Source organism: Nocardioides sp., from assembly GCF_036493135.1.
Taxonomy (GTDB): domain Bacteria; phylum Actinomycetota; class Actinomycetes; order Propionibacteriales; family Nocardioidaceae; genus Nocardioides.
In genome coordinates this window covers 21,575-45,282 of record NZ_DASXQG010000087.1, presented here as the reverse complement: position 1 = coordinate 45,282, position 23,708 = coordinate 21,575, and the positions used below count along the sequence as shown (strand labels likewise).

Sequence of the window (23,708 nt, the reverse complement as noted above, 5' to 3'; positions counted from 1 at the left end):
GCTACTTCTTGGGGTGACGAGGCCCCGGGGGACGGGATAGTCCCTGACGTTTCCGTTCGCTCCCGGCGGCTCGGGGGACGGAAACGTCAGGGACTATCGACTTCGGGGTCAGGGGGTACGGCGGCGCAGGGTGGCGGCGCCGAGGCCGAGGGAGGCGACCGCGAACGCAACGACGATGCCCAGGTCGCGCCAGACGTCGCCGGTCGCCGGGGTGCTGACCAGGGTCTGCATGGCGTCGGTGGCGTAGCTCAGCGGCAAGAGGTTGCTCACCGCGTGGAGGAAGTCGGGCAGCGACGACCGCGGGACGAACAGCCCGCACAGCAGGATCTGCGGGATCACGAACAGTGGCATGAACTGCACCGCCTGGAACTCGGTGCGTGCGAACGCACTGACGAAGAGGCCGAGCGCGGTGCCGAGGACGGCGTCGGCGACCGCGACGACACCGAGTAGGAGGACCGGCCCTTCGACCTCGAGTCCCAACAGCCCGACGCTCAACGCCACGGCGAGGGCGGCCTGGACGGCCGCGACCACGCCGAACGCCACGGCGTACCCACCGAGGAAGTCCAGCTTGCCCATCGGCATCGCCAGCAACCGCTCGAGCGTGCCCGAGGAGCGCTCGCGGAGGGTGGTCACGCTGGTCACCAGGAACATCACGATGAAGGGGAACAACGCCAGCAGGGCCGGGCCGAAGCGGTCGAAGAGCGAGCCGGGGATGTCCTGGAACATCCACCACAGCAGGGTCATCAGCGCGCAGGGCAGGACCAGCAGCATCGCGGCGGTACGGCGGTCGCGGCGCAGCTGGGTGAGCACGCGCCGGGCGACGGCGAGCAGGATCCGGGGCGTCATGACGCGCTGCCCTGGTCGGAGCGGTCGCCGTCGACGAGGGCGAGGAAGGCGCCCTCGATGTCCCGGGTCCGGGTCTGCTCGCGGATGTGGGCGGGAGTGTCGTCGGCGATGATCCCGCCCTCACGCATGAGGAGCAGGCGGTCACATCGGTCGGCCTCGTCCATCACGTGGGAGGAGACGAAGACCGCGGCGCCGGCCTCGGCCAGCTGGTGGAACAGCGCCCACAGGTCGCGGCGCAGGACGGGGTCGAGTCCGACGGTCGGCTCATCGAGCACGAGCAGGTCCGGGGAGTTGAGCAGCGCGACGGCCAGGCTGGCCCGCGACCGCTGCCCGCCGCTGAGCCGGCCGGTGACCTGGTCGGCGTGACTGGCCAGGTCGACCGTCGCGATCGCTTCGTCGACGGCCGCGGTGTCGGCGCCGAGCACCTGGGCGAAGAAGGAGAGGTTCTCGCGGACGGTGAGGTCGTCGTACACGCTGGCGGCCTGGGTCACGTAGCCGATCCGGCTGCGCAGCTCCTTGCTGCCCGCCTCGACGCCATCGATGATCACCCGACCCGATGTGAGCTGCTGCACCCCGACCAGCGAGCGCATCAGCGTGCTCTTGCCGCAGCCGCTCGGGCCGAGCAGCCCGGTCACGCTCCCCTGCTCGATGGTGATGTCCAGCCCGTGCAGCACGCGCCGGCCGCCACGGTCGACGACGAGGTCCCGGATCTCGACCAAGTTATTCACCATGTGTTGAATTATGAGCGGCCAACGCGACCCGGGTCAAGGGCGGGCGGTCACTCTCGAGCCGCCACCAGAAGTACCGGAGCGGTGCGTGTCGCCGACCACGACGCGACGGCCGCCGTACCGGCACCCGCGGCGAGCGCGGCGACCGTCAGCCCGATCCCCAGTGTCCAGGGGACCTCGAGGATCGGCACCCCCAGCGTCCCCTCGATCCCGTGCCGCATCCCGAGCAGGCAGCCCGCGACCACCGCCGACCCGAGCGCCACCCCGATGGCGCCGACGCCGAGGGACTCCAGCGCCGCCGCCGAGACGACCTGACCGCGCGAGGCCCCCGTGACCCGTGCGACGGCGAACTCGCGCCGCCGTTGAGCGGTTCCGATGGCGACCGCGTTGACCAGGCTCAAGAACGCGTAGAGACCGCCGAGCCCCGCCAGCGCCTCCATCACGCCGTTGTTCTCCCGGCCCTCCTGGTGGGCCAGATGCTGGGCCCAGACCTGCAGCGTCGAGACCCGCGAGACGCCGGACAGGCCCGCCAGCCTGGCCCGGACGTCGCCGGCCGAGGAGCCCGGCGCCACTCCCACGAACGTCGTCGTCTCCGCGTGCGCCAGCAGCGACACCGGCACGTCGTCGCGGTCGACCACGACGTCGGCACCCCCGGCGATGGTGGTGGCCACCCTGGCGACGACCGCGAGTCGCCGGCCCCCCACGAGCACGGCGGACGGCCGACCGAGCCCGTCGTCAGACGCCGACGGACCGAGCACGGCACGCCCGCCGGTGAAATCCACGAGGTGTCCGGCAGCCAGGGGCTGGTGGGTCAGCCGCCGGTATGCCGCGGGGTCGACCGCGGTCACGACCGGGGCATCCACCCGCGCCCACCCTCCCCGCGGCGTCCTGACCCGCACCGGCAGGCTGACGGTGGTCTCGGGCGAGGCGACCGTCACTCCGGGCGTCGCTGCCACCCGCCCCGACACGTCCCCGTGCGAGACCACGACCAGCTGGGCCGAGCTCTGCTGCACGCGCTCCACCCGGGACGCCTCCGTCTGCGTCTCCAGGATCCCGAGCAGGCCGACGACCAGCCCGAACAGCACGATCACCGGACCCGCCGTGGTGGCGCTGCGTCGTACGCCGTCGCGCATGCCCGCCTGCGCGAGCTCGCCCACGACGTGCCGCCGAGCCGGCAGCGCCAGCAGCCGCGCGACGAGAGGTACGACGAGCGGGCTCAGCTGCTGCAAGGCGATCGAGCCGGCCACGATCACCAGGAGCCCCACCATGATCGCGACCAGGACGTCGCCGCTGGCCTGCGCCAGCATCGCACCCACCATGGCTGGAATCCCCAGCATCAGCGCCCAGGTCCAGCGGGCCACCGTCATCACCCGGCTCTGCTCGCCGGTCTCGCGCAACGCGTCGAGCGGTCGCACGCGCCCCGCCCGCCGCGCAGCCACAAATGCACCGGCGAGTGCCGAGCCGACACCCGCGCCGAGGTCGATCAGCAAGATCCACGCGGGAACGCCGACGTGGAGCAGCCCAGCGTCCAGGCCGGCCCGGTGCACCAGTCGGCCCTCGACGGCCGTCGAGAGCGGGGCCAGCAAGGCACCGAGGCCGGTCCCGGCCAAGCCCACCACGAGGCCTTCACCGACGAGCAGCCGCCGCACCTGCCGTCGTGAGGCGCCGTTCAGCCGGAGCAGGGCCAGGTCGCGACGCCGCTCGACGACGGTGAAGGCCATCGTCGACCCGATGATGAAGACCGACAAGAAGACCGCGAGGAAGATCGAGATCCCCATCAGCGAGCTCATCCCCTCCACCGTCTCGCGCACAGCCCGGGCCTCGGCAGGCGTCGAGGCGGGCGCCGGATGGGTGCGTGCGGCGGCGACGAGCAGCACGGTGCTCGACTGCACCAGCGCGACGCCGAGGGCCACGCTGAGCAGCGCCCCGACGAACAGCGTCCATCGGTCGCGCAGGGTCCGCAGCGAGATCGACCACAAGGCTCAGCCCTCCAGGGCCGCGAGGCGGGCGGCGACGGTGGCGGCGTCGGGGCGTTCGAGCCGGTCGACGATCCGGCCGTCGGCCAGGAACACCACCGTGTCGGCGCGGGCGGCGGCCGCCGGATCGTGGGTGACCATGGCGATGGTCTGGCCGCGCTGGTCGACCAGATTGCGGAGCATGGTCAGCACCGACCGGGCCGATGCGGTGTCGAGTGCACCGGTCGGCTCGTCGGCGAACAGCACGGCCGGCTCGGTGACGAGCGCCCGGGCGATCGCGACTCGCTGCTGCTGGCCACCGGACAGCTCGCGCGGGCGATGCCGGGCCCGGTCGGCCAATCCGACCGACGCCAGCACCTCGCGCACGCGGGCCTTGTCGACGTGGCGGCCGCCGAGCCGGAGCGGCAGCGCGACGTTCTGGGCAGCCGTGAGGGCGCCCATCAGGTTGAAGGACTGGAAGCAGAAGCCGATCTCGGAACGACGCAGCCGCGTGAGCATCTGATCGGAGGCCCGGGTCAGGTCGTGGCCGGCCAGCCAGACCTGGCCCTGGTCGGCGCGCTCCAGCCCGGCCGCGACATGGAGCAGGGTCGACTTGCCGGAGCCGGACGGCCCCATCACGGCGGTCCAGGTGCGAGCGGGCACCTCGAGCGAGACACCATCGAGTGCGGTCACCGTGCCGGCGCCGCGGCCGTAGCTCCGGCGTACGTCGTGCAGTGCGAGGGCGGGGGTGGTCGCTCCGGAGGCGACAACGGGTGCGGGACGCAGATCGGTCATGGGTCCATGCCACCGGACGCGGGCCTCCGGATCACTACGTCCTGCGGGCGTCTGTGCGGTAGCGCCAGCACTACCGACAGCCTCGTGAGGGCGCCGTAGCGTGGCACCGTGCCGCCCGCGACGACTCCCGACGACAACGCCTGGCGGGCACTGCGTCGACGGCGGTTCCTGCTCGGGCGGTGGCCCTGGCGCGCGCTCGCGCACACGATGTCGACGCTCGTGGTCTGGGTGGTGTTCGCGATCCCGTGCCTTGCCGTGGGCGTACCGATCGGTGGTGCGATCGCCGAGCTGAGCCGGGGGCAGGTCCTGTCCGCGTCCGGCCTGCTGCTGCTCGGACTGGCTCTCGGCTTCATCGTGCTCCCGCTCCTGGCCACGCCCGTGCTAGCGCTCGACCGCTGGCGTGCGCGACTGGTCGACCCGACCCGGCTCGCGGCGCCTCCACGCGCGCCGTCGGTCCCCGGCGCGTGGCTGCGAGACCGCTACCTCACCGTGCGGCGTTGGCGGTACGCCGGCTACGCCGCCGCGACCTTGGTGCTCCAGGGCGCGATCCTCGCGACCGTCAGCCTGCTCGCGACCTCCGCAGGGGCGCTGATCGCCGCGCCGGTCCTGGTCTCGGACGAGGACCCGGTCAGTGTCGGCCCGTGGCAGACGACCAGCTCGTCGGCCGCGCTGCTGCTGGCCCTGCTGGGCCTGGCCCTCCTGGTCGGTGTCGTCTACGCCTGGACCGCCGGCGCCTGCCTCCAGGTCGCCCTCCTCCGCCGCACGCTCGAGGCCGATCACGCTCGGCGGCTGGCCGAGGAGCTGACCGAGGTGGGCGCGTCGCGGACCCGCCTGGTCGAGAGCTTCGACAGCGAACGCCGCCGGATCGAGCGCGACCTGCACGACGGGGCGCAGCAGCGGCTCGTCACCCTGGCGATGGGGCTGGGTGTGGCCCGGCTGGAGGTGGTCGACGCGCTCGGCGCGGACCACCCGGCCGCGCACGGGGTCGCCGCAGCACACGAGCAGGCCAAGGTGCTGATGGACGAGCTGCGCGCGTTCGTCCGCGGCATCCATCCGAAGGTCCTGACCGATGTCGGGCTGGTGGCCGCGATCGACCAGCTCACGGCGTCGTTGCCGTTCCCCGTCACCGTCACCTCGAGCCTCACCACTCGGCCGGCCGCGCACGTCGAGACGACGGCGTACTTCGCGGCCTCGGAAGCGCTGACCAACATCGTGCGCCACTCCGGTGCGAGCCGCGCCAGTGTCTCGCTCGGCCGCGACGGGGGCGACATCGTGGTCGAGCTCCGCGACGACGGGCATGGCGGCGCGACTCCCCGACCCGACTCCGGACTCACCTGGATGGCAGATCGGCTCGCCGCGGTCGGCGGCTCGCTCGGGCTGTCGAGCCCGCCGGGTGGCCCTACCGTGGTGCGCATGCGCATCCCGGAGTCCCGTTGACGCGCGTGGTCCTCGCCGAGGACGGCACCCTGCTCCGTGAGGGGCTCGTCGGCCTGCTGGAGCGGCTCGGTTTCGAGGTCGTCTCGGCGGTCGGCGATGCCGAGGCGTTGATCGCTGCGGTCGACGAGCACGACCCCGACCTCGTGGTCACCGACATCCGGATGCCACCGGGCTACAGCGACGAGGGCCTGCGCGCGGCCTGCCGGCTGCGCACCCGGCGGGCGCTGCCGGTGGTGGCGCTGAGCCAGTACGTCGAGCGCAGCTACGCCGAGGACCTCCTCGACTCGGCCGGCGGACGGGCGGTCGGCTACCTGCTCAAGGACCGGGTGGTCGACGTCGCGGAGTTCGGTCAGGCGTTGCGCACCGTCGTGGGCGGCGGCACAGTCGTGGACCCGGAGGTGGTCCGCCAGCTGATGCGCCGCTCGGACCCGCTGGACCGGCTCACCGAGCGCGAGCGCGGGGTGCTCGCCCTGCTCGCCGAGGGTCACTCCAACCTGGCCATCGCCGAGCGGCTCGTGGTCACCGAGGCGGCCGTGAACAAGCACGTCGGCAACATCCTGTCCAAGCTCGACCTCCCGCCGAGCGCGGACAGCAACCGTCGGGTGCTGGCGGTGCTGACCTGGCTACGTCGTCACGACTGACCGGTCAGGGAGACCCCACGTCCGCGGCTGTCGTAACTGCGCGATCGCGCTGTTGTGACAGTCGGATCGGCCATTTCGATGTCACAACGGCGCGATCGCGCTGTTGTGACATCTCAGGGCACATCCCCGGTCAGGTAGTGCTGGATCACCGGGGCGTACGTCGCCACCACGGTCTCGGCCGGCATCGACGCGATCGGCTCGAGCCCGATCACGTAGCGGGTCAGGATCAACCCGGCCACCTGGCTGATCACCAGCGGCATCCGGAGGTCGGGTCGATCGATGCCGAGCGCCTCACCGACCGGCAGCAGCACCACTGGCACGAAGCCCTGCGTGAGCAGTCGCTCACCGCCCGGCTGGAGCGCCGAGCGGACGATCCCCACGAGCACCGGCGCGATCTCGGGGTCGTCCCACAGCGAGAGGAACGCGCGGAGCAGCCGCTCCCCCGCGCCCACCGGTCCACCGGCCATGGCCGGACCGATCACGTGGCGGGGGTCGAACGGCAGCTCCATCGCCGCCAGGAACAGGTCGTCCTTGGTCCCGAAGTAGTGGTGGACCAAGGCCGCATCGACGCCGGCCGTCGACGCGACGGCGCGGATCGTGGTCCCCGCGAACCCCTTCTCGGCGAAGGCGGAACGCGCCGCGTCGAGGATCGTCGTCCGCGTGTCCGGGGCTCCCGGACGCCGTCCACGGCGCGGCGCACGGGAGGTCGACGGCATGCGCGCAGGCTACGCCGGAGGTACGTCGATGCCCGGCATGCCGGCGGAGCAGCCCGGCCGCCTCCTCCTAGGATGCGTGCTCAGCCCAGGCCAAGGGGGGCCGCCGGGGCGCCGGCGGCGAGCAGCGCCTAGATGCCCTCGAGGTCGCCCTCCCAAGCCGCGCCGTGCGCCCGCCGACCTCGGCGTTGACGTCGTCTGGAGGAGCCGACTCGTCGCGCACCTCGACACCGCTCACGGCGACGCCTCCGGCGCACCTGGCCCGATGCCACGCCGGGCGCTCCTCAGGCTCGGAAGTGCATGCGGGCGAAGTCGCGCGACTCGCGCAAGTCTGCATCACGCTCCTCGCGGGTGGAGGCCTTGCGGGTGTTGATCTCCAGCACGATGTGGCCGGTGAAGCGGACGCTGGACAGGTACTCCAGGAAGCCTTGCGCATCCATGGCACCGCGGCCGGGGACGAGGTGCTCGTCCTTCGGCGACCCGGACCCGTCGGTCAGGTGGACGTGGCGTAGCCGGTCGCCCAGCCGCTCGGCCATCTCGACCGGCGAGGTCTGGGCGATGGCGGCGTGGGAGAGGTCGACGGTGGTGTTGGCGTAGTTCTCCTCGGACGGATCCCAGCCGGGCAGGTACATCTCGACGCCTCGCCGCGGCGAGGCGCGCCAGGGATACATGTTCTCGACCGCGAACGCCAGGCCGGTGGACTCCTCCATGGCCGCGATGCCGTCGACGAATCCCGCGGCGTACTCACGCTGCCAGCGGAACGGCGGATGGACGACCACGACGTCGGCGCCGACGGCGTGCGCCATTTCGGCCGAGCGCTCGAGCTTCCCCCACGGGTCGGTGCCCCACACGCGCTGGGTGAACAGCAGGCACGGCGAGTGGATGGCGCAGATGGGGAGCTCGTGGTGGTCCGACAGCTGCTTGACCGCGGCGGTCTGCTGGCTGAGCGCGTCGATGCCCACCATCACCTCGACCGCGTCGTACCCGAGGGACTTTGCGTAGGCGAACGCGTGGGCGCTGGACTCCGGGTAGACCGACGCCGTCGAGAGAGCGACCAGGGCCACCGCTAGATCCCGTCCGGGCCATCGGCCAGGCCGACGGCGTCGATGCGTTCGAGGATCACGCCCTCGCGGAGCGCCCACGGGCAGATCTCGAGGGTGGCGAGCTCGAAGATGTCCATCACCGCCTCGGCGACGAGGGCACCGGGCACGATCTGGTGGGCGCGACTCGGCGAGACGCCGGGCAGGGCGGCGAGATCCTCGGGACCCATCCCGACCAGGCGCGGGATCCAGCCCTGCAGATCGCCGAGTGCGAGGGCCCGGTCGACCAGTGGTCCGAGCTCGCTGGGCGCCGCGCCGCAGATGCGGGCCAACGACCGGAACGTCTTGGACGTCGCCGCCGCGACATCGGGTGGCCCCGCTCGCAGGAGGCGACCGGCGTCCTGGGCGATGTCGGCGCGGATCTTCTTGCGGAGCGCGCGGATACGGCTCTCGTCGGGGGGCCCGTTGCTGAAGTAGTCGCGCGCCAGCCGGGCCGCACCCAACGGCATCGACCAGGCCACATCGGGTTCCTCGTCGGCGCCGCCGGCGATCTCGAGCGAGCCGCCGCCGATGTCGAACACGGAGAGCCGCCCGGCCGACCACCCGAACCAGCGTCGTACGGCGAGGAAGGTCAGCCGCGCTTCGTCGTCACCGGGAAGGACCGCGATCCGTACCCCGGTCTCGTCGGCGACACGGTCGAGAACGGCGTCGGAGTTGCGCGCATCGCGGACCGCCGACGTTGCGAACCCCAGCATGTCCTGGGCTCCCTTGTCCTCCGCCACGACGACGGCGTCGGCCACGAACTTGGTCAGCGCCTTGATCCCGCCCTCGGTCACCTCGCCGTCCTCGAGGTGCTCGGCCAGGCGTAACGGCTCCTTGTGGGAGTACGCCGGAAGCGGCGCCGCCCCGCGATGTGCGTCGACGACGAGCAGGTGACCGGTGTTGGAGCCGATGTCGAGGACGCCGAGGCGCATGGGTCGAATCTACAAGCGCGCAGCCGGACCCGAGGTACGCGGGCCCGGCGTGGACGCCCGTAGGCTGGACCGGTGCCCGAGGTCGATCTGGTGTTTCCGCGTGCCTACGTCGAGTTCGCCGACCCGGCCGACGCCGACCAGGTCTTCCGCTGCGACCTCACCTGGTTGACCTCCCGCTACACCTGCATCTTCGGCCAGGGCTGCCGGGGCATCTACGCCGATGCGCCGGACGTCGGGTGCTGCGCCCTCGGTGCGCACTTCGCGGACAAGGCCGACGAGAAGCGCGTCGCGTCGTACGTCGACCAGCTCGGCCCGGACCTGTGGCAGTTCCATCCGAAGGGCCATGCGAAGAAGTCCGACTGGATCGAGAAGGACGCCGACGGCGAGCGCAAGACCAAGGTCGTCGAGCACGAGGGGCAGTCGGCGTGCATCTTCCACAACCGTCAGGACTTCGCGACCGGCGCGGGCTGCGCACTGCACTCGCTGGCACTGCAGCAGGGGCGCAACCCGCTGGAGACCAAGCCGGACGTCTGCTGGCAGCTGCCGATTCGCCGGACCTTCCGCACCGTGGAGCGCCAGGACGACACGTCGTACACGGAGGTGTCGATCGGCGAGTACGACCGGCGCGGCTGGGGGCCGGGCGGCCACGACCTCGACTGGTACTGCTCGGGCAACACCGAGGCGCACGTGGCGCGCGAAGCGCTCTACGTCAGCAACGAGGCGGAGCTGGTCGCACTGATGGGACGCGCGGCGTACGACGAGCTGGTGACGCACTGCGAGCGACACCTCGCCGCACGCGACCGGCTGGCGATCCATCCGGCCGACCCGAGCTGAGGCTCCTACCACCTCTCGACGTCGAGAGACACCGACCCCCCGTCCGGATCGGCGTACGTCGTGGCGCAGAATGCTCCGCATGCGCCTGGACCATCTCAGCTACGCCGCCGGCCCGGACGGCCTCGCCGGCACCGCCCAGCGCATCGGGGGGTTGCTCGGCCGTGACTTCAGCGAGGGTGGCATCCACCCTCGGTTCGGGACCCGCAACATGGTGCTGCCGTTGGCCGACCACACGTACCTCGAGGTGGTCGAGGTGCTCGACCACCCGGCGTCAGACAAGGCCCCGTTCGGTCAGGCCGTTCGTGCCCGCTCGGCTCTCGGCGGCGGCTGGCTCGGCTGGGTCATCGCGGTCGACGACATCGCGCCGCTCGAGCGTCGGCTCGGTCGCGAGTCGGTGGCCGGCAACCGCCGTCGCCCCGACGGCACCGAGCTGCTCTGGAAGCAGATCGGTGTCAACGGGCTGATCTCCGACCCGCAGCTGCCGTTCTTCGTGCAGTGGCTGAGCCCCGAGGGGCTGCACCCGTCGACCGGAGGTGTCGACGACTGGTCGCTAGCCTGCCTGGAGATCGCCGGTGACCCGCAGCGGGTGAGCGAGTGGCTCGGTGAGACGGTCGAGGCACCGCTGGAGGACGTCAAGGTCGAGTGGGTCGCACCGCATGGCACACCCGGCATCATCGCCGCGCAGTTCCAAACCCCGAACGGGCTGGTCCGGGTCTGACGGGTCCCGAGGGCCTGCCGCGGGGCTCGGTCCGCAGCCCCAACATCTGGGAGCACCCCGCGACGTACGAGCTCGAGAACCGCGCGGTCGACCGCGACGGGGTGCTCGGGTCGACGATGTCGTCGATCGCCGACTGGTCGTCCAGGGAGGTGCTCGATCTCGGGTGCGGGTCCGGCTTCCAGCTGCCGGGGTTCGCGGCGTCCGCGGCTCGCGTGTACGGCGTCGAGCCGCATCCCGCCCTGCTCCGGCTGGCGGCACGTCGTACCCGGGGGTCGGCCAACGTGACGCTGCTGCACGGCACCGCCCAGGCCGTGCCGTTGCCGGATGCGTCGGTGGACGTCGCGCACGCTCGGTGGGCGTACTTCTTCGGGCCCGGCTGCGAGCCGGGACTGCGCGAGCTCGCGCGCGTCGTACGTCGCGGCGGCACGGTGTTCGTCATCGACAACGACGCGACCCGCTCGACGTTCGGGCGGTGGTTCCGGCGCGGCTACCCGAAGGTGGACCCGGTAACCGTCGAACGTTTCTGGGCCGGCCAGGGCTGGGCCCGCGTGCCGCTCGACCTCGACTGGCGCTTCGACGATCGTGCGGACCTCGAGGCCGTCGTCCGCATCGAGTTCAGCCCCGAGGTCTCCGACGCGATCCTCTCCGAGCACGACGGCACCACCGTCGACTACGCCGTCAACCTCTGGTGGCGGCGCTTCTGATCCCCATCTTCCTGGCCTTTCCTGATGCTTCTGGGGCGTTGCCGCGGCCACGAAGCATGAGATTCACCGCGTAGGCGCTGAAACCGACGCCGGGCTCACCCCGACGACAGGCGCACGGCGAGGGTCGGGGAGAGCAGCACGCCGGGGCCCGCGACGGGTGGGGTGGAGAGCAGGCCCTCGAGGGCCTTGATCACCTCGACCGCCACCTGCTCGAGGGGCTGGCGCACGGAGGTGAGTCCGCCCGGCACCACCTGGGCCACCTGGGAGTCGTCGAAGCCGACGACGGCGATGTCCTGGCCCCAGTGGATGCCGCGGTCGCCGAGGGCGTGCAGCACGCCCATCGCCAACGTGTCGGACGCGCAGACGAACGCCGACGGATGCGCCTCGTCCAGCAGGACCGATGCGGCCTCCCGGCCGGAGGCCACCGTGTCCTCGACCCGCGACGCCAGGCCGGTCGTCGGCAGGTCGCGCGCGTGCATGGCACGCGTCCAGCCCGATCGCCGGTCCTCACCGATGAAGGAGTCCTTGCGCCAGCCGATCCAGGCGATCCTGGTGTGGCCCTTGTCGAGCAGGTGGTCGGTCGCCAGCTCGGCGCCGGCGGCGCCGTCGACGTCGACCCACGCGTGGGTGGCGTCCGGGTTGTCCCACGGCCGGCCGAACGCGACGAACGGCGCGCGCCGCGACGTCAGCCAGGCTGCCTGCGGGTTTCCGAGGTAGGTGTCGGTCACGATGAACGCGTCGACCGCGGTCGAGCGGAGGAGGGCGTCGTACCCCCCGAGCGGGACGTCGGTCGTGCCCGAGAACAACAGGATGTGGTAGCCGCTCTCGCCCGACGTCTCCACCAGCGAGTGGACGAAGCGGTCCATCGCGGCGTTCGCCGTACCCTCCTGCGCGGGGTTGAACTTCAGGCCGATCAGGTGGGAGGCGCGAGTGCGCAGGTTGCGAGCGGCGCGGTTCGGCGAGTACCCGAGCTCGGCGATCGCGTCCTGCACGCGAGCCAGCGTGTCCGGGCGCAGCAGCTCGGGGCTGTTCACGGCGTTGGAGACGGTCTGCCGGGACACGCCGGCCCGCTCGGCCACGTCGGCGAGCGTCGGCGGCGTGACCGACATTCGTCCGGACCACGCCATGGAGCGCTCCCCTCGTGATCGTCCCCTTGATCGATCCAACGGCTGAGGATACCGTCCGCGATCGCTCCCGTCCGCGCTACACCCACACGGGTACGACGCGTCCGTCGACGTGTCTGCGCGGGCCTGTCGGCGCCTCGGCCTAGCGTGCCGATCATGTCGAAGACCCCGCGCGCGTCCTACCAGTGCTCCGAGTGCGGCTGGACCTCCGCGAAGTGGGTCGGGCGCTGCGGCGAGTGCCAGGCGTGGGGGTCGGTCGCCGAGGCCCTGATGATCCGTACGGCGACACGAGGGCCGCGGGCCGAGGCGGCTCCGGTGACGAGCGCCGCGTTGCCGATCGCCCAGGTGTCGGTGGAGGCCTCGGCGTTCCGCAGCAGCGGTGTGCCCGAGCTCGACCGGGTCCTGGGCGGCGGGCTCGTCCCGGGTGCCGCGATCCTCCTGGCCGGCGAGCCCGGCGTCGGCAAGAGCACGCTGCTCCTCGAGGTCGCGGCCCAGACGTCGCGCTACCAGCGCCGCACCCTCTACGTCACCGGCGAGGAGTCGGCGTCCCAGGTGCGACTGCGCGCCGACCGCACGGGCGGTGTCCACGACGAGCTGTACGTCGCCGCCGAGACCGACCTCGGCGCGATCCTCACCCATGTCGAGCAGGTGCGACCCGAGGTGCTGGTGGTCGACTCGATCCAGACCATCGGGGCCTCGGGCCTCGACGGGGTCCCCGGCGGTGTCACCCAGGTGAAGGAGGTCGCAGCCGCCCTGATCCGCGTGGCCAAGACCCGCAACATCACCACGATCATCGTCGGCCACGTCACCAAGGACGGCTCGATCGCCGGCCCGCGCGTCCTCGAGCACGTCGTCGACGTCGTGCTCCACTTCGAGGGCGACCGCAACTCGCGATTCCGGATGGTGCGTGCCCTGAAGAACCGGTTCGGGCCCGTCGACGAGGTCGGCTGCTTCGACCTCGCCGCCGACGGCATCACCGCCGTCACCGATCCGAGCGGCCTCTTCGTGGAGAACCACCAGTCGCGCGTTCCCGGCACCTGCGTCGCGGTGGCGATGGACGGACGCCGGCTGATGCTCGCCGAGATCCAGGCGCTGGTCGCCAAGACCCCGCTGGACCGTCCACGACGTACGACGTCCGGGCTCGACTCCGCCCGGGTGGCGATGATCCTCGCCGCCCTCCAGCAGCACTGTCACATCGCGCTGCACACCCACGACGTCTTCGTGTCCACGGTCGGCGGCGCCCGGCTGGCCGAGCCGGCCAGCGACCTCGCCATCGCGATCGCGCTGGCGTCGGCGGCCATCGAGTCCGCACCCCCGCACGGCGTGGTCGCGCTCGGCGAGATCAGCCTGGCCGGAGAGGTGCGCAAGGTCCGCGACCTCCCGCAGCGGATCGCCGAGGCCGCGCGGCTGGGCTTCCGCGTGGCCGTGGTGCCGGTCGGCGACCGCAGCGCGACGCCGCGACGGCGCACCGTCGACGGGATGACCGTCGTCGAGGTCGGTGACCTCCGCGGCGCGCTGAGCGCCCTCGGCCTGGCGGGCCACGGCTCGCCGGCGCGCCCCGGCGCCGACTGACGTCTCCCTTGCGCGCCCCTCATGGGGGCGACATCCTGCCCTCATGGCGCAGCAGAGCGAGGCACGCAACGACGTCGCCGGCCAACTTCGCGCGGTGCCGATCGGCGACCACGGCTTCCTCAGCGACGGTGAGGTCTCCGCACTGCTCGCGCCCGACGGCTCGGTGGCGTGGATGTGCGTGCCACGCTTCGACTCGGCGTCCGTCTTCGGGTCGATCCTCGGGCGCCTGGCCGGGTCCTTCCGGATCGCACCGCTCGACGTCAACGTCCCGGCGAGCCGACGCTATCTGCCCGGCACGATGATCCTCGAGACCAGCTGGGGCACCCCGACGGGATGGATCATCATCCGCGACGTGCTGCTGATCGGACCGTGGCACCACGCGATCGACCGCTCGGCGACGTACCGCCGGACCCCGAACGACTACGAGGCCGAGCACATCCTGCTGCGCACCGTCCGGTGCGTCTCGGGCGAGGTCCAGACGGTGATGGACTGCGAACCGGTCTTCGACTACGGCCGTTGCCCCGCGCACTGGGAGTACACCGGCACCAGCTACCACCAGGGGATTGCCACCCGCGACGGCGGCGACGTGCACCTGACGCTGACCACCGACATGCTCCTCGGCTTCGAGGGCGGCCACGCCGGGAGCCGCACGCTCCTCAAGGAGGGCGACGTCCGCTTCGTCGCCCTCTCCTGGGGCGGGGCCGAGCCGCCCACGACGTACGACGACGCCTACGCGCGGCTGGTGTGGACCGCCCACCACTGGCAGCACTGGCTGGCCCGCGGACGGTTCCCGGATCACCCCTGGCGCAGCTACCTCCAGCGCAGCGCGTTGACCCTGAAGGGCCTGACCTACTCGCCGACCGGCGCCGTGACCGCGGCCGGCAGCACCTCTCTGCCGGAGACCATGGGCGGCAACCGCAACTACGACTACCGGTACGCCTGGATCCGCGACGCGACGTTCGCGCTGTGGGCGATGTACTCCCTCGGCCTCGACTGGGAGGCCGTCGACTTCTTCTCGTTCATCGCCGACATGGCGGCCGGCGACCAGGACCTGCAGATCATGTACGGCATCGGCGGCGAGCGCGAGCTCGAGGAGTTCGAGCTCGACCACCTGCCCGGCTACGCCGCCTCTCGCCCGGTGCGCATCGGGAACGCCGCCTACTCGCAGCGCCAGCACGACGTGTGGGGAGCCCTGCTCGACTCGGTGTACCTGCACTCGAAGGCGGCCGACCACCTCGACAACCGGATCTGGCCGATCCTCGAGCGCCAGGTCGGGGAGGCGCTGAAGAACTGGCGCGAGCCCGACGCCGGCATCTGGGAGGTGCGTGGCGAGCCGAAGCACTTCACGTCATCCAAGATCATGTGCTGGGTTGCGCTCGACCGCGGCGCGAAGATCGCCCGGATGGGTGGCGCCGTCGACAAGGCGGCGGAGTGGGAGCTCGCCGCCGACGAGATCAAGCAGGACATCCTGGACAACGGGGTCGACGAGCGCGGCGTGCTCACGCAGTACTACGGCAGCACGTCGCTCGACGCGTCCTTGCTGCTCGCCCCGCTGCTTCGCTTCCTGCCGCCCGACGACCCGAGGATGCGGGCGACGGTGATGGCGATCCGCGACGAACTGACCGTCGACGGCCTGGTGCTGCGATACAAGGTGGAGGAGACCGACGACGGGTTCAGTGGCGAGGAGGGCACCTTCACGATCTGCTCGTTCTGGCTGGTCTCGGCGCTCTGTGAGATCGGCGAGCACCAGCTGGCCCGGCAGCTCTGCGCCAAGCTCCTGTCCTTCGCCGGGCCGCTCGAGCTGTACGGCGAGGAGATCGACCCGCGCAGCGGTCACCACCTCGGCAACTTCCCCCAGGCGTTCACCCACTTGGCCCTGATCAACGCCGTTCTCCACGTGATTGCCGAGGAGAGGGACGGCGGGATCGACGAGCGGCCGACGTCCTAGGAAACTGCCGGCCACCCCCTACACTGACGCCGCGGCTGCGCGCATCGCGGTCGCCAGTCTCGACGAGGGGAGGCCGGCGTGCCCGGCGCCACGGTGAACGACGACACGATGCGCCTGCGCGCCACGCTGTCGGCGATCGCACCCGGCACCGCACTGCGCGACGGCCTGGAGCGCATCCTCCGGGGACGCACGGGCGCGCTGATCGTCCTCGGCCACGACCGGACCGTCGAGTCGATCTGCACCGGCGGCTTCACCCTGGACGTGCCCTTCACCGCCACCGGGCTCCGCGAGCTGGCGAAGATGGACGGTGCGATCATCGTCGAGCGCGACCTCACAAAGATCACCCGGGCGGCCGTCCACCTGATGCCCGACCCGTCGATCCACTCCGAGGAGACCGGCACCCGGCACCGCACCGCCGACCGGGTCGCGCGGCAGACCGGTCTCCCGGTGATCTCGGTGTCGCAGTCGATGCAGATCATCGCGGCGTACGTCGGGGAGACTCGGCACGTGATCGAGGGCTCGGCCGCGATCCTCTCGCGGGCCAACCAGGCCCTGGCGACGCTCGAGCGGTACAAGCTCCGCCTCGACGAGGTCTCGGCGACGCTGTCGGCGCTCGAGATCGAGGACCTCGTGACGGTCCGCGATGTCGCGGTGGTCGCGCAGCGGCTCGAGATGGTGACCCGGATCGCCTCCGAGATCGAGGACTACGTCCTCGAGCTCGGTACCGACGGCCGCCTGCTGTCGCTCCAGCTCGAGGAGCTCGTCACCGGAGTCGACCAGGAGCGCGAGCTGGTGGTCCGCGACTACCTGCCCGCCGGTCGGCGGTCCAAGGGTCCCGAGGCCACCCTGGCCAGGCTCGAGGGCCTCTCCTCCATCGACCTGGTGGACCCGGCCTCAGCCGCACGCGCGCTCGGTCTCGGTGAGCACCTCGACGGTGCCGTCGCGCCCCGTGGCTATCGACTGCTGGCCAAGGTGCCGCGGCTGCCCTCCACCGTCGTCGAACGGCTGGTCGAACACTTCGACACCCTGCAGAAGCTGCTCTCCGCCGGTGTCGACGACCTCCAGGCCGTCGACGGCGTGGGTGAGCTCCGGGCACGCAGCGTCCGCGAAGGACTCTCGCGGCTCGCCGAGTCGTCGATCCTCGAGCGCTACGTGTGACGCGTCAGTCGACCGCCGACTTCTTCTTCTTGCCGTGGTGCCCGTTGTGCGGGTGCGCGGTCTTGGTGACCTCGGCCGGGCTCGGCGTGGTCAGCAGGAACGTGACGTCCTGGGGCTGACCGGCCAGCGCGGCGACGTGCAGGTGATAGGTGCCAGGCAGCGCCCACGCCGTCCGCACCGGGCAACCCGGCTCCGAACGCCGTGCGTCCCAGGTCAGCTTCACCCTGGTCGGCTGGGCCTGGCGGAGCACCAGGTCCTGCTGCGGGATCGCACGGGCGCACTCGGTCGTGGTCCAGATCAGGTCGTTGCCCGAGGTGATCTTCAGAGCGAGCGTCTTCCCCGAGATCGTCCAGGTGCACGCCGGCGTCTCCAGGCTGGAGATGTCGAGCACCAGCGAGATGTCGCGTCCGGCCACGGGCTCCGGCACCGACGGCGTGATCGCCACGTCGCTGGCCGCGCACGGACCCGACGGCATCACCACGGGGGTGACCGGGTCGTCGGCCTGCTTCCCGTGGTGCTTGCCGCTCGTAGCGCTGTCGCCGGTCGCTGGGCTGCTCGCGACCGGGCCCTGGGTGTGCTGCGACCTGGCCGCGACGTTCTGAGCGGTGTCGTCGCCAGACGACCCGTCGCTCGAGCCGCCGAGCATCTTTGCGATGCCCACGACGAGCAAGGCGGCGATGCCGAGAACCATCAGCCGGCGTACCCAGTAGACGCGCGCCGGCAGCCGCCGCCCACGCGTCCTTCCACTCATGCGGTCACGCTAATCAGCCTGAGCCGGCCCTCGTGGTTGCCACGCCCGCAGCGAGCTCGCTTGCGAGTCCGACGATCAGGCACGCTTGCTCGCGAGTCCTACGATCACCGGGTGTCCGACGTCCACGCGCCGCTCCTACGCTGGTACGACGCGCACGCGCGTGACCTGCCGTGGCGCAGGGCAACCGCGACGTCATGGGGAGTGCTGGTCTCGGAGTTCATGCTCCAGCAGACGCCCGTCACTCGCGTGCTTCCGGTGTACGACGCGTGGCTCGCACGCTGGCCGCGGCCCGCGGACCTCGCGGCCGAGCCGTCCGGTGAGGCCATCCGGGCGTGGGGACGACTCGGCTACCCCCGCCGTGCGATCCGGCTCCACGCCGCCGCGACCGCGATCACCCAGGACCACGGCGGCGAGGTCCCCGACGACTACGACGCGCTGCGTGGGCTCCCCGGCGTCGGCGACTACACGGCCTCGGCCGTGCTGGCGTTCGCATTCGGACACCGGCAGGCCGTCCTCGACACGAACGTCCGCAGGGTCCTGGCCCGCATGGTGACCGGCATCGAGCTCCCGCCGAACGCCGTGACCGCCGCCGAGAAGGCGCTCGCGGTCGAGCAGCTGCCCGACGACGACGCCACGGCCGCGACCTGGTCGGTGGCCCTGATGGAGCTGGGCGCGCTGGTCTGCACGGCCACCGCTCCGCGGTGTGACGACTGCCCGGTACGCGACAGCTGTGCGTGGCGCTCGGCCGGGCATCCGGCGTACGACGGGCCACCGCGACGCGGGCAGTCCTGGTCGGGGACCGACCGTCAGTGCCGGGGCCGGCTGATGGCGCTGGCCCGCGAGGCCGCGGGCCCGGTCGGCGCGAGCGCCCTCGAGCGCGCCTGGCCGGAGGCCGACCAGCGCGGGCGCTGCGTCGCGTCGCTCCTGGCGGACGGGCTGCTCGTGCGAGACGGCGCGGGCTACGCCTTGCCCGGCTGAGACCGTCGGCCCCAGCGCGCCTCCACCGCGTCGGCGAGGTCGCGGACGGCCCTTCGCTGCTGTGCCGTCGAGTCGAGCTGCTCGTCGAGCTGGAGCCCCATGAACGTCGCATCGACCAGGAGGGTGACCCGCCGCGCGGCGGTCGCCGTCAGGCCCACGCCTCGGAAGTGCGCCGCCACCGCCAAGACCCACAGCGCGTTGGTCTCCTTGACTGCCGTGGCGTACGGCTCGCGCCCGAACAGGCCGAGCGCGGCGGCCTCGACGTACAACCACTGACAGCGCTGCTGAGGGCCAGTGGTCACCGCGCGCCACAGGTCGAGCACGGCGTACCTCAGGCCGGGCGAGGGCGGCAGCGCACGCAGGCTGCGCACCGAGCGCTCGCTCGTCGTGCGCAGGATGGTGGCGACCAGGTCGTCCTTGTCCTCGAAGTGGTACAGGAGCATCCGGTCGCTGGTGCCCAGGGCCTGGGCGAGCGGCCGCAGGCTCAGCCCGATCAGGCCGTGCTCGAGGGCGTAGTCGGTGGCCGCCTCGGCGAGCTCGTCCCGTCGTGTGGCCACGAGCACACCTTAGCGAGCGATTTCGCTTTGAACAGGCGCCGTAGCGAGCGCTACAGTAGTGTATGTAGCGATCGCTACATCCGCCTGGAAGGAGTGTGACCATGCTCAGCCCGTTCGTCGTCCTTCTTGCCGCCATCGGCATCGAGGTCGGTGCCACCACCGCACTCCCGCGCACCCGGGGGTTCCACGACCTTCCGTGGTCGCTTGTCGTGCTGGGTGGTTACGCCCTGTCCATCTGGCTGCTCGCCGTCGTGGTGCACCACATGTCGGTCTCGGTGGCGTACGCCGTCTGGTCCGGGCTCGGCACCGCGGCCATTGCAGCCATCGGCGTGCTGGTCCTCGGGGAGCGTGTGGACGCGGTGAAGCTCACCGCCCTCGGGCTGATCGTGCTCGGCGTCGTGGTGCTCAACCTGCACGCCGCTCACTGAGCCCGGAGCGAGAGCGCCGGCCGCGGCGGTTCAACGCCGGGCGTGGCGCTGGATCCGGTCGATGACCCGGGCTGCCTTCGGGTGACGCCCCCGGGGTCGGAACACGCGCTTGGGCACGTCGTACGCCCCGTCGAGCAGGGCACGGACCTGCCGCCGCGCCTCCTCCGGGGGCCTCGGCGCACGCTCGCCGAGGTCCGGGTCGACCTCGACCAGGAGGCCGAGCCGCGACAGCGTCTCGAGGTCGTCCAGGGCGGAGCGCTCGTAGAGACGCTCCAGGAAGGCGGCGGTCTCCGCCTCCGAGAGACCGAGCGCCAGGATGGCGCTGATCGAGCGCGCCAGGGGCGCGCGGTTCCGGTGCTGGCGGACGTCCTCGCCGGAGGACAGCAGCGCGATCCACTTGCGCACGAACTCGTCGCCGTTGTGCGACTCGTAGTGGAGGAGGCTCAGTCCGGGGTCGGTGTGAGCGTCGACCCGGTCGCCGGTGGTCGTGTCGATGACGTGGTGGACGCCGAGGGCGAGGTCGTGCGAGGGCCTGAGTCCGGGCTTCCCGGAGATGTGCCCGCGGAAGTACGACCGCTCCTTGGGCTCGGCGATCACCCCGAGCTCGTGCAGCAGCTGAAGCTCGTCCTGGTCGAGTCGCCGCTTGAACAAGGTCGGGTCACCGTCGGGGTGGAGTCGACTGACGGCCTCCAGCGGGAGCAGCCGCACGGATCGTGTCTCCGGGTCGAGCCGATCGAGGACCGTGCGGTCGATGCGGGCCACCTCGTCGCCGTCCAGCATGAACATCCACTCGGCCCACCCGAAGCCGGCCGCGAGGCGGGAGATCAACGCGGCGTTGATGATCTGGCGCTCGTTGAGACCGCCGACATCCATGTCGCCCCACCACGTGCCGTGCGCGCGGACGTAGGACACGTCCGGCTGATCGTCGAGGTACTCCTCGACGTCGGGAAGTGGCGCGTCGAGGAACATCACCAGGTGGTCGATCCCACCGCGTAGGTTGCGCTGCACGAACTTCTCGACGTTCTCACGCGAGTCCTTGACCGTGCTGGCCGACAGGATCACGCGGCCTCCTTCGGGTCACGAGCGGGCACCGACCGCGCTCGAGCCTCTCACGCGGCCGCGGGCCCTCCCAAGGCGGCACAAGACCCGGCCGCCCACCGGAGTGGGTCGACCGGGTCCGTGCTGCCTCGGTCAGTCGGCCGACTTCTCCACGTCGCTCGGGCCGGGCGTCTCGTCGCTGCCCTCGCCGCGTCCCGCCGGACCGGATGCGGGCTCGACCGCCACCGTCTCCAGCGGTGGCAGATCGGGCAGCTCGGCCATCTTCTGGCCGTGGAAGGTGAACGTCGCGGTCTCGCCCTCGCCCTCGACGTCGACCAGCACGATCTGACCCGGACCGACCTCGCCGTACAGCATCTTCTCGGCCAGGACGTCCTCGACCTCGCGCTGGACGGTACGGCGCAGGGGCCGCGCGCCGAGGACCGGGTCGAAGCCACGCACGGCCAGGAGGTTCTTCGCCGCCTGGGTGAGCTCGAGCGTCATGTCGCGGTCCTTCAGCCGGAGCTCCACGGACGCGATCATGTTGTCGACCATGTGGACGATCTGCTCGCGCGACAGCGGCGGGAACACGATGACCTCGTCGACACGGTTCAGGAACTCCGGCCGGAAGTGCTGCTTCAGCTCCTCCTGCACCTTGTTCTTCATCCGCTCGTAGGAGCCCGCCACGTCGTCGGTCTGGGCGAACCCGAGGTTCATGCCCTTGGCGATGTCTTTCGTGCCGAGGTTCGTGGTCATGATGATCACGGTGTTCTTGAAGTCCACGACCCGACCCTGGGAGTCGGTCAGCCGACCCTCCTCCAGGATCTGCAACAGGCTGTTGAAGATGTCGGGGTGGGCCTTCTCGACCTCGTCGAACAGCACCACGCTGAACGGCTTGCGGCGCACCTTCTCGGTGAGCTGGCCGCCCTCCTCGTAGCCGACGTAGCCCGGAGGCGAGCCGAACAGCCGCGAGACCGTGTGCTTCTCGCTGAACTCGCTCATGTCGAGCTGGATCAGCGCGTCCTCGTCGCCGAAGAGGAACTCCGCGAGCGTCTTGGACAGCCAGGTCTTACCGACGCCGGACGGGCCGGCGAAGATGAACGAGCCGCCGGGACGCTTCGGGTCCTTCAGGCCGGCACGCGTACGACGGATCGCCCGGCTGAGCGCCTTGACGGCCTCCTCCTGGCCGATGACCCGGCGGTGGAGCTCGTCCTCCATCTTGAGCAGTCGCGTGGACTCCTCCTCGGAGAGCTTCACGATCGGGATGCCGGTCGCCACGGCGAGCACCTCGGCGATCAGCTCCTCGTCGACCTCGGCCACCTCGTCGAGGTCGCCGGCGCGCCACTGCTTCTCGCGCTCGACCTTCTTCGCGGTCAGCTGCTTCTCCTCGTCGCGGAGCTTGGCCGCCGCCTCGAAGTCCTGGCCGTCGATCGCGGCCTCCTTGCGCTGCCGGACCTCGGAGATCTTGTCGTCGTACTCGCGGAGGTCTGCCGGCGCGGTCATCCGGCGGATGCGCAGCCGCGAGCCGGCCTCGTCGATCAGGTCGATCGCCTTGTCGGGCAAGAACCGGTCGGAGATGTAGCGGTCGGCCAGGGTCGCGGCCGAGACCAGGGCCTCGTCGGTGATGGTGACCCTGTGGTGCGCTTCGTACCGGTCGCGCAGGCCCTTGAGCATCTCGATCGTGTGCGCGATCGACGGCTCGGCCACCTGGATCGGCTGGAAGCGGCGCTCGAGCGCGGCGTCCTTCTCGAGGTACTTGCGGTACTCGTCGAGCGTGGTCGCGCCGATGGTCTGGAGCTCGCCGCGAGCCAGCATCGGCTTGAGGATGCTCGCCGCGTCGATCGCGCCCTCGGCCGCGCCGGCGCCGACGAGGGTGTGGATCTCGTCGATGAACAGCACGATGTCGCCGCGCGTGCGGATCTCCTTCAGCACCTTCTTCAGGCGCTCCTCGAAGTCGCCGCGGTAGCGCGACCCGGCCACCAGGGCACCCAGGTCGAGGGTGTAGATCTGCTTGTCCTTGAGCGTCTCGGGGACATTGCCGCGGACGATGTCCTGCGCGAGGCCCTCGACGATCGTGGTCTTGCCGACGCCGGGCTCGCCGATCAGCACGGGGTTGTTCTTCGTACGGCGCGACAGGATCTGCATGACGCGCTCGATCTCCTGCTCGCGCCCGATGACCGGGTCGAGCTTGGACTCTCGGGCGTCCTGGGTGAGGTTCCTTCCGAACTGGTCGAGCACCAGGGACGACGACGGGGTGTCGGCGGGTGCGCCGGCGGTCGCGGCTTGGGTGCCGGCCTGTTCCTTGCCCTGGAAGCCGGACAGCAGCTGGATGACCTGCTGGCGGACGCGGTTGAGGTCGGCGCCCAGCTTCTGCAGCACCTGGGCGGCGACGCCCTCCCCCTCGCGGATCAGGCCGAGCAGGATGTGCTCGGTGCCGATGTAGGAGTGGCCGAGCTGGAGCGCCTCACGCAGGGACAGCTCGAGCACCTTCTTGGCGCGCGGCGTGAACGGGATGTGCCCGCTCGGGGCCTGCTGGCCCTGGCCGATGATCTCCTCGACCTGCGCGCGCACGGCCTCCAGGGAGATGTCGAGGCTCTCCAGGGCCTTGGCAGCGACGCCCTCGCCCTCGTGGATCAGGCCGAGCAGGATGTGCTCGGTGCCGATGTAGTTGTGGGAGAGCATGCGGGCCTCTTCTTGGGCCAGCACGACCACCCGCCGGGCTCGGTCAGTGAACCGCTCGAACATGCCAATCTCTCCTCAACGCGGGTCTGG

22 protein-coding genes are annotated in these 23,708 nt (G+C 71.4%); 10 read left to right on the top strand and 12 right to left on the bottom strand.

Going from position 1 to position 23,708, the window contains the following annotated elements:
* Window positions 1-108 precede the first annotated feature (108 nt).
* The 4 genes from VGJ24_RS16200 to VGJ24_RS16185 are packed head-to-tail and all read right to left on the bottom strand — an operon-like array spanning window position 109 to window position 4,324.
* Entirely contained in the window at window positions 109-846 is a 738-nt protein-coding gene (locus tag VGJ24_RS16200) for an ABC transporter permease (RefSeq protein WP_331501670.1), read from the bottom strand.
* A complete protein-coding gene (locus tag VGJ24_RS16195) occupies window positions 843-1,577 on the bottom strand; it encodes an ABC transporter ATP-binding protein (RefSeq protein WP_331501669.1) in 735 nt (244 codons plus the stop codon). The genes VGJ24_RS16200 and VGJ24_RS16195 overlap by 4 nt, the downstream gene beginning before the upstream one ends.
* A gap of 47 nt (window positions 1,578-1,624) precedes the next feature.
* Window positions 1,625-3,553 carry an ABC transporter permease gene (locus tag VGJ24_RS16190; protein WP_331501668.1) on the bottom strand — a complete coding sequence of 643 codons (1,929 nt, stop codon included), beginning with the start codon at window positions 3,551-3,553 and terminating at the stop codon, window positions 1,625-1,627.
* Window positions 3,554-3,556: 3 nt separating this feature from the next.
* Window positions 3,557-4,324 (bottom strand): ABC transporter ATP-binding protein, encoded by a 768-nt coding sequence (locus VGJ24_RS16185; RefSeq protein WP_331501667.1) that lies wholly within the window; start codon window positions 4,322-4,324, stop codon window positions 3,557-3,559.
* Window positions 4,325-4,432: 108 nt separating this feature from the next.
* Between VGJ24_RS16185 and VGJ24_RS16180 the strand changes: the two genes are divergently transcribed.
* Window positions 4,433-5,761: a sensor histidine kinase gene (locus VGJ24_RS16180; RefSeq protein ID WP_331501666.1), complete on the top strand. Its 1,329-nt coding sequence runs from the start codon at window positions 4,433-4,435 to the stop codon at window positions 5,759-5,761.
* Entirely contained in the window at window positions 5,758-6,402 is a 645-nt protein-coding gene (locus VGJ24_RS16175) for a response regulator transcription factor (RefSeq protein WP_331501665.1), read from the top strand. The genes VGJ24_RS16180 and VGJ24_RS16175 overlap by 4 nt, the downstream gene beginning before the upstream one ends.
* Before the next feature lie 113 nt (window positions 6,403-6,515).
* Here VGJ24_RS16175 and VGJ24_RS16170 read toward each other — a convergent pair whose 3' ends face one another.
* The 3 genes from VGJ24_RS16170 to VGJ24_RS16160 all read right to left on the bottom strand — a co-directional run bounded on the left by VGJ24_RS16170 (window position 6,516) and on the right by VGJ24_RS16160 (window position 9,129).
* Window positions 6,516-7,118, bottom strand: coding sequence for a TetR family transcriptional regulator (locus tag VGJ24_RS16170; RefSeq protein WP_331501664.1), 603 nt, complete (start codon window positions 7,116-7,118; stop codon window positions 6,516-6,518).
* Window positions 7,119-7,399: 281 nt separating this feature from the next.
* A complete protein-coding gene (locus VGJ24_RS16165) occupies window positions 7,400-8,173 on the bottom strand; it encodes a sugar phosphate isomerase/epimerase family protein (RefSeq protein WP_414691101.1) in 774 nt (257 codons plus the stop codon).
* A gap of 8 nt (window positions 8,174-8,181) precedes the next feature.
* Entirely contained in the window at window positions 8,182-9,129 is a 948-nt protein-coding gene (locus VGJ24_RS16160) for a Ppx/GppA phosphatase family protein (RefSeq protein ID WP_331501662.1), read from the bottom strand.
* 72 nt (window positions 9,130-9,201) lie between these two features.
* On the opposite strand from VGJ24_RS16160, the gene VGJ24_RS16155 reads away from it, so the two are divergent.
* The 3 genes from VGJ24_RS16155 to VGJ24_RS16145 all read left to right on the top strand — a co-directional run bounded on the left by VGJ24_RS16155 (window position 9,202) and on the right by VGJ24_RS16145 (window position 11,385).
* Window positions 9,202-9,963, top strand: a complete 762-nt coding sequence (locus VGJ24_RS16155; RefSeq protein ID WP_331501661.1) for a hypothetical protein — start codon at window positions 9,202-9,204, stop codon at window positions 9,961-9,963.
* A 79-nt stretch (window positions 9,964-10,042) separates the two neighbouring features.
* Window positions 10,043-10,681, top strand: a complete 639-nt coding sequence (locus VGJ24_RS16150) for a VOC family protein (protein WP_331501660.1) — start codon at window positions 10,043-10,045, stop codon at window positions 10,679-10,681.
* Window positions 10,606-11,385, top strand: coding sequence for a class I SAM-dependent methyltransferase (locus VGJ24_RS16145; RefSeq protein ID WP_331501659.1), 780 nt, complete (start codon window positions 10,606-10,608; stop codon window positions 11,383-11,385). Before VGJ24_RS16150 ends, VGJ24_RS16145 begins: the two co-directional genes overlap by 76 nt.
* A gap of 95 nt (window positions 11,386-11,480) precedes the next feature.
* Here the strand turns inward: VGJ24_RS16145 and VGJ24_RS16140 are convergent, their stop codons facing one another.
* Window positions 11,481-12,512 carry a LacI family DNA-binding transcriptional regulator gene (locus VGJ24_RS16140; protein WP_331501658.1) on the bottom strand — a complete coding sequence of 344 codons (1,032 nt, stop codon included), beginning with the start codon at window positions 12,510-12,512 and terminating at the stop codon, window positions 11,481-11,483.
* Window positions 12,513-12,665: 153 nt separating this feature from the next.
* Here VGJ24_RS16140 and radA point away from each other — a divergent pair, with 153 nt between their 5' ends.
* From radA to disA, 3 genes are all read left to right on the top strand, one after another.
* Window positions 12,666-14,081 carry a DNA repair protein RadA gene (gene radA, locus VGJ24_RS16135; RefSeq protein WP_331501657.1) on the top strand — a complete coding sequence of 472 codons (1,416 nt, stop codon included), beginning with the start codon at window positions 12,666-12,668 and terminating at the stop codon, window positions 14,079-14,081.
* Between the two features lie 43 nt (window positions 14,082-14,124).
* Window positions 14,125-16,029, top strand: a complete 1,905-nt coding sequence (locus VGJ24_RS16130) for a glycoside hydrolase family 15 protein (protein ID WP_331501656.1) — start codon at window positions 14,125-14,127, stop codon at window positions 16,027-16,029.
* A gap of 108 nt (window positions 16,030-16,137) precedes the next feature.
* Window positions 16,138-17,187, top strand: coding sequence for a DNA integrity scanning diadenylate cyclase DisA (disA, locus tag VGJ24_RS16125; RefSeq protein ID WP_331501725.1), 1,050 nt, complete (start codon window positions 16,138-16,140; stop codon window positions 17,185-17,187).
* A 4-nt stretch (window positions 17,188-17,191) separates the two neighbouring features.
* Here disA and VGJ24_RS16120 read toward each other — a convergent pair whose 3' ends face one another.
* Window positions 17,192-17,938 (bottom strand): hypothetical protein, encoded by a 747-nt coding sequence (locus VGJ24_RS16120; protein ID WP_331501655.1) that lies wholly within the window; start codon window positions 17,936-17,938, stop codon window positions 17,192-17,194.
* A 111-nt stretch (window positions 17,939-18,049) separates the two neighbouring features.
* On the opposite strand from VGJ24_RS16120, the gene VGJ24_RS16115 reads away from it, so the two are divergent.
* The gene (locus VGJ24_RS16115; protein WP_331501654.1) at window positions 18,050-18,916 is read left to right on the top strand and encodes an A/G-specific adenine glycosylase; all 867 of its coding nucleotides are present in this window, start codon (window positions 18,050-18,052) and stop codon (window positions 18,914-18,916) included.
* On the opposite strand, the gene VGJ24_RS16110 is transcribed toward VGJ24_RS16115, so the two are convergent.
* A complete protein-coding gene (locus VGJ24_RS16110; RefSeq protein WP_331501653.1) occupies window positions 18,898-19,473 on the bottom strand; it encodes a TetR/AcrR family transcriptional regulator in 576 nt (191 codons plus the stop codon). The two genes, VGJ24_RS16115 and VGJ24_RS16110, sit on opposite strands and share 19 nt — an antisense overlap.
* Before the next feature lie 101 nt (window positions 19,474-19,574).
* Here VGJ24_RS16110 and VGJ24_RS16105 point away from each other — a divergent pair, with 101 nt between their 5' ends.
* On the top strand, window positions 19,575-19,901 hold the full coding sequence (locus tag VGJ24_RS16105; protein WP_331501652.1) for a DMT family transporter: 327 nt from the start codon (window positions 19,575-19,577) through the stop codon (window positions 19,899-19,901).
* A 30-nt stretch (window positions 19,902-19,931) separates the two neighbouring features.
* On the opposite strand, the gene VGJ24_RS16100 is transcribed toward VGJ24_RS16105, so the two are convergent.
* Together VGJ24_RS16100 and VGJ24_RS16095 are read right to left on the bottom strand one after the other, a co-directional pair.
* Entirely contained in the window at window positions 19,932-20,963 is a 1,032-nt protein-coding gene (locus tag VGJ24_RS16100) for a glycosyltransferase family 2 protein (RefSeq protein ID WP_331501651.1), read from the bottom strand.
* A gap of 129 nt (window positions 20,964-21,092) precedes the next feature.
* A complete protein-coding gene (locus VGJ24_RS16095; RefSeq protein ID WP_331501650.1) occupies window positions 21,093-23,681 on the bottom strand; it encodes an ATP-dependent Clp protease ATP-binding subunit in 2,589 nt (862 codons plus the stop codon).
* Between the last annotated feature and the right edge of the window lie 27 nt (window positions 23,682-23,708).

Coding starts and splice junctions, on each gene's coding strand:
- VGJ24_RS16200 (WP_331501670.1), bottom strand. CDS start 846: ATGACGCCCCGGATCCTGCTCGCCGTCGCCCGGCGCGTGCTCACCCAG.
- VGJ24_RS16195 (WP_331501669.1), bottom strand. CDS start 1,577: ATGGTGAATAACTTGGTCGAGATCCGGGACCTCGTCGTCGACCGTGGC.
- VGJ24_RS16185 (WP_331501667.1), bottom strand. CDS start 4,324: ATGACCGATCTGCGTCCCGCACCCGTTGTCGCCTCCGGAGCGACCACC.
- VGJ24_RS16170 (WP_331501664.1), bottom strand. CDS start 7,118: ATGCCGTCGACCTCCCGTGCGCCGCGCCGTGGACGGCGTCCGGGAGCC.
- VGJ24_RS16160 (WP_331501662.1), bottom strand. CDS start 9,129: ATGCGCCTCGGCGTCCTCGACATCGGCTCCAACACCGGTCACCTGCTC.
- VGJ24_RS16150 (WP_331501660.1), top strand. CDS start 10,043: ATGCGCCTGGACCATCTCAGCTACGCCGCCGGCCCGGACGGCCTCGCC.
- VGJ24_RS16140 (WP_331501658.1), bottom strand. CDS start 12,512: ATGGCGTGGTCCGGACGAATGTCGGTCACGCCGCCGACGCTCGCCGAC.
- radA (WP_331501657.1), top strand. CDS start 12,666: ATGTCGAAGACCCCGCGCGCGTCCTACCAGTGCTCCGAGTGCGGCTGG.
- VGJ24_RS16130 (WP_331501656.1), top strand. CDS start 14,125: ATGGCGCAGCAGAGCGAGGCACGCAACGACGTCGCCGGCCAACTTCGC.
- disA (WP_331501725.1), top strand. CDS start 16,138: ATGCGCCTGCGCGCCACGCTGTCGGCGATCGCACCCGGCACCGCACTG.
- VGJ24_RS16120 (WP_331501655.1), bottom strand. CDS start 17,938: ATGAGTGGAAGGACGCGTGGGCGGCGGCTGCCGGCGCGCGTCTACTGG.
- VGJ24_RS16105 (WP_331501652.1), top strand. CDS start 19,575: ATGCTCAGCCCGTTCGTCGTCCTTCTTGCCGCCATCGGCATCGAGGTC.
- VGJ24_RS16095 (WP_331501650.1), bottom strand. CDS start 23,681: ATGTTCGAGCGGTTCACTGACCGAGCCCGGCGGGTGGTCGTGCTGGCC.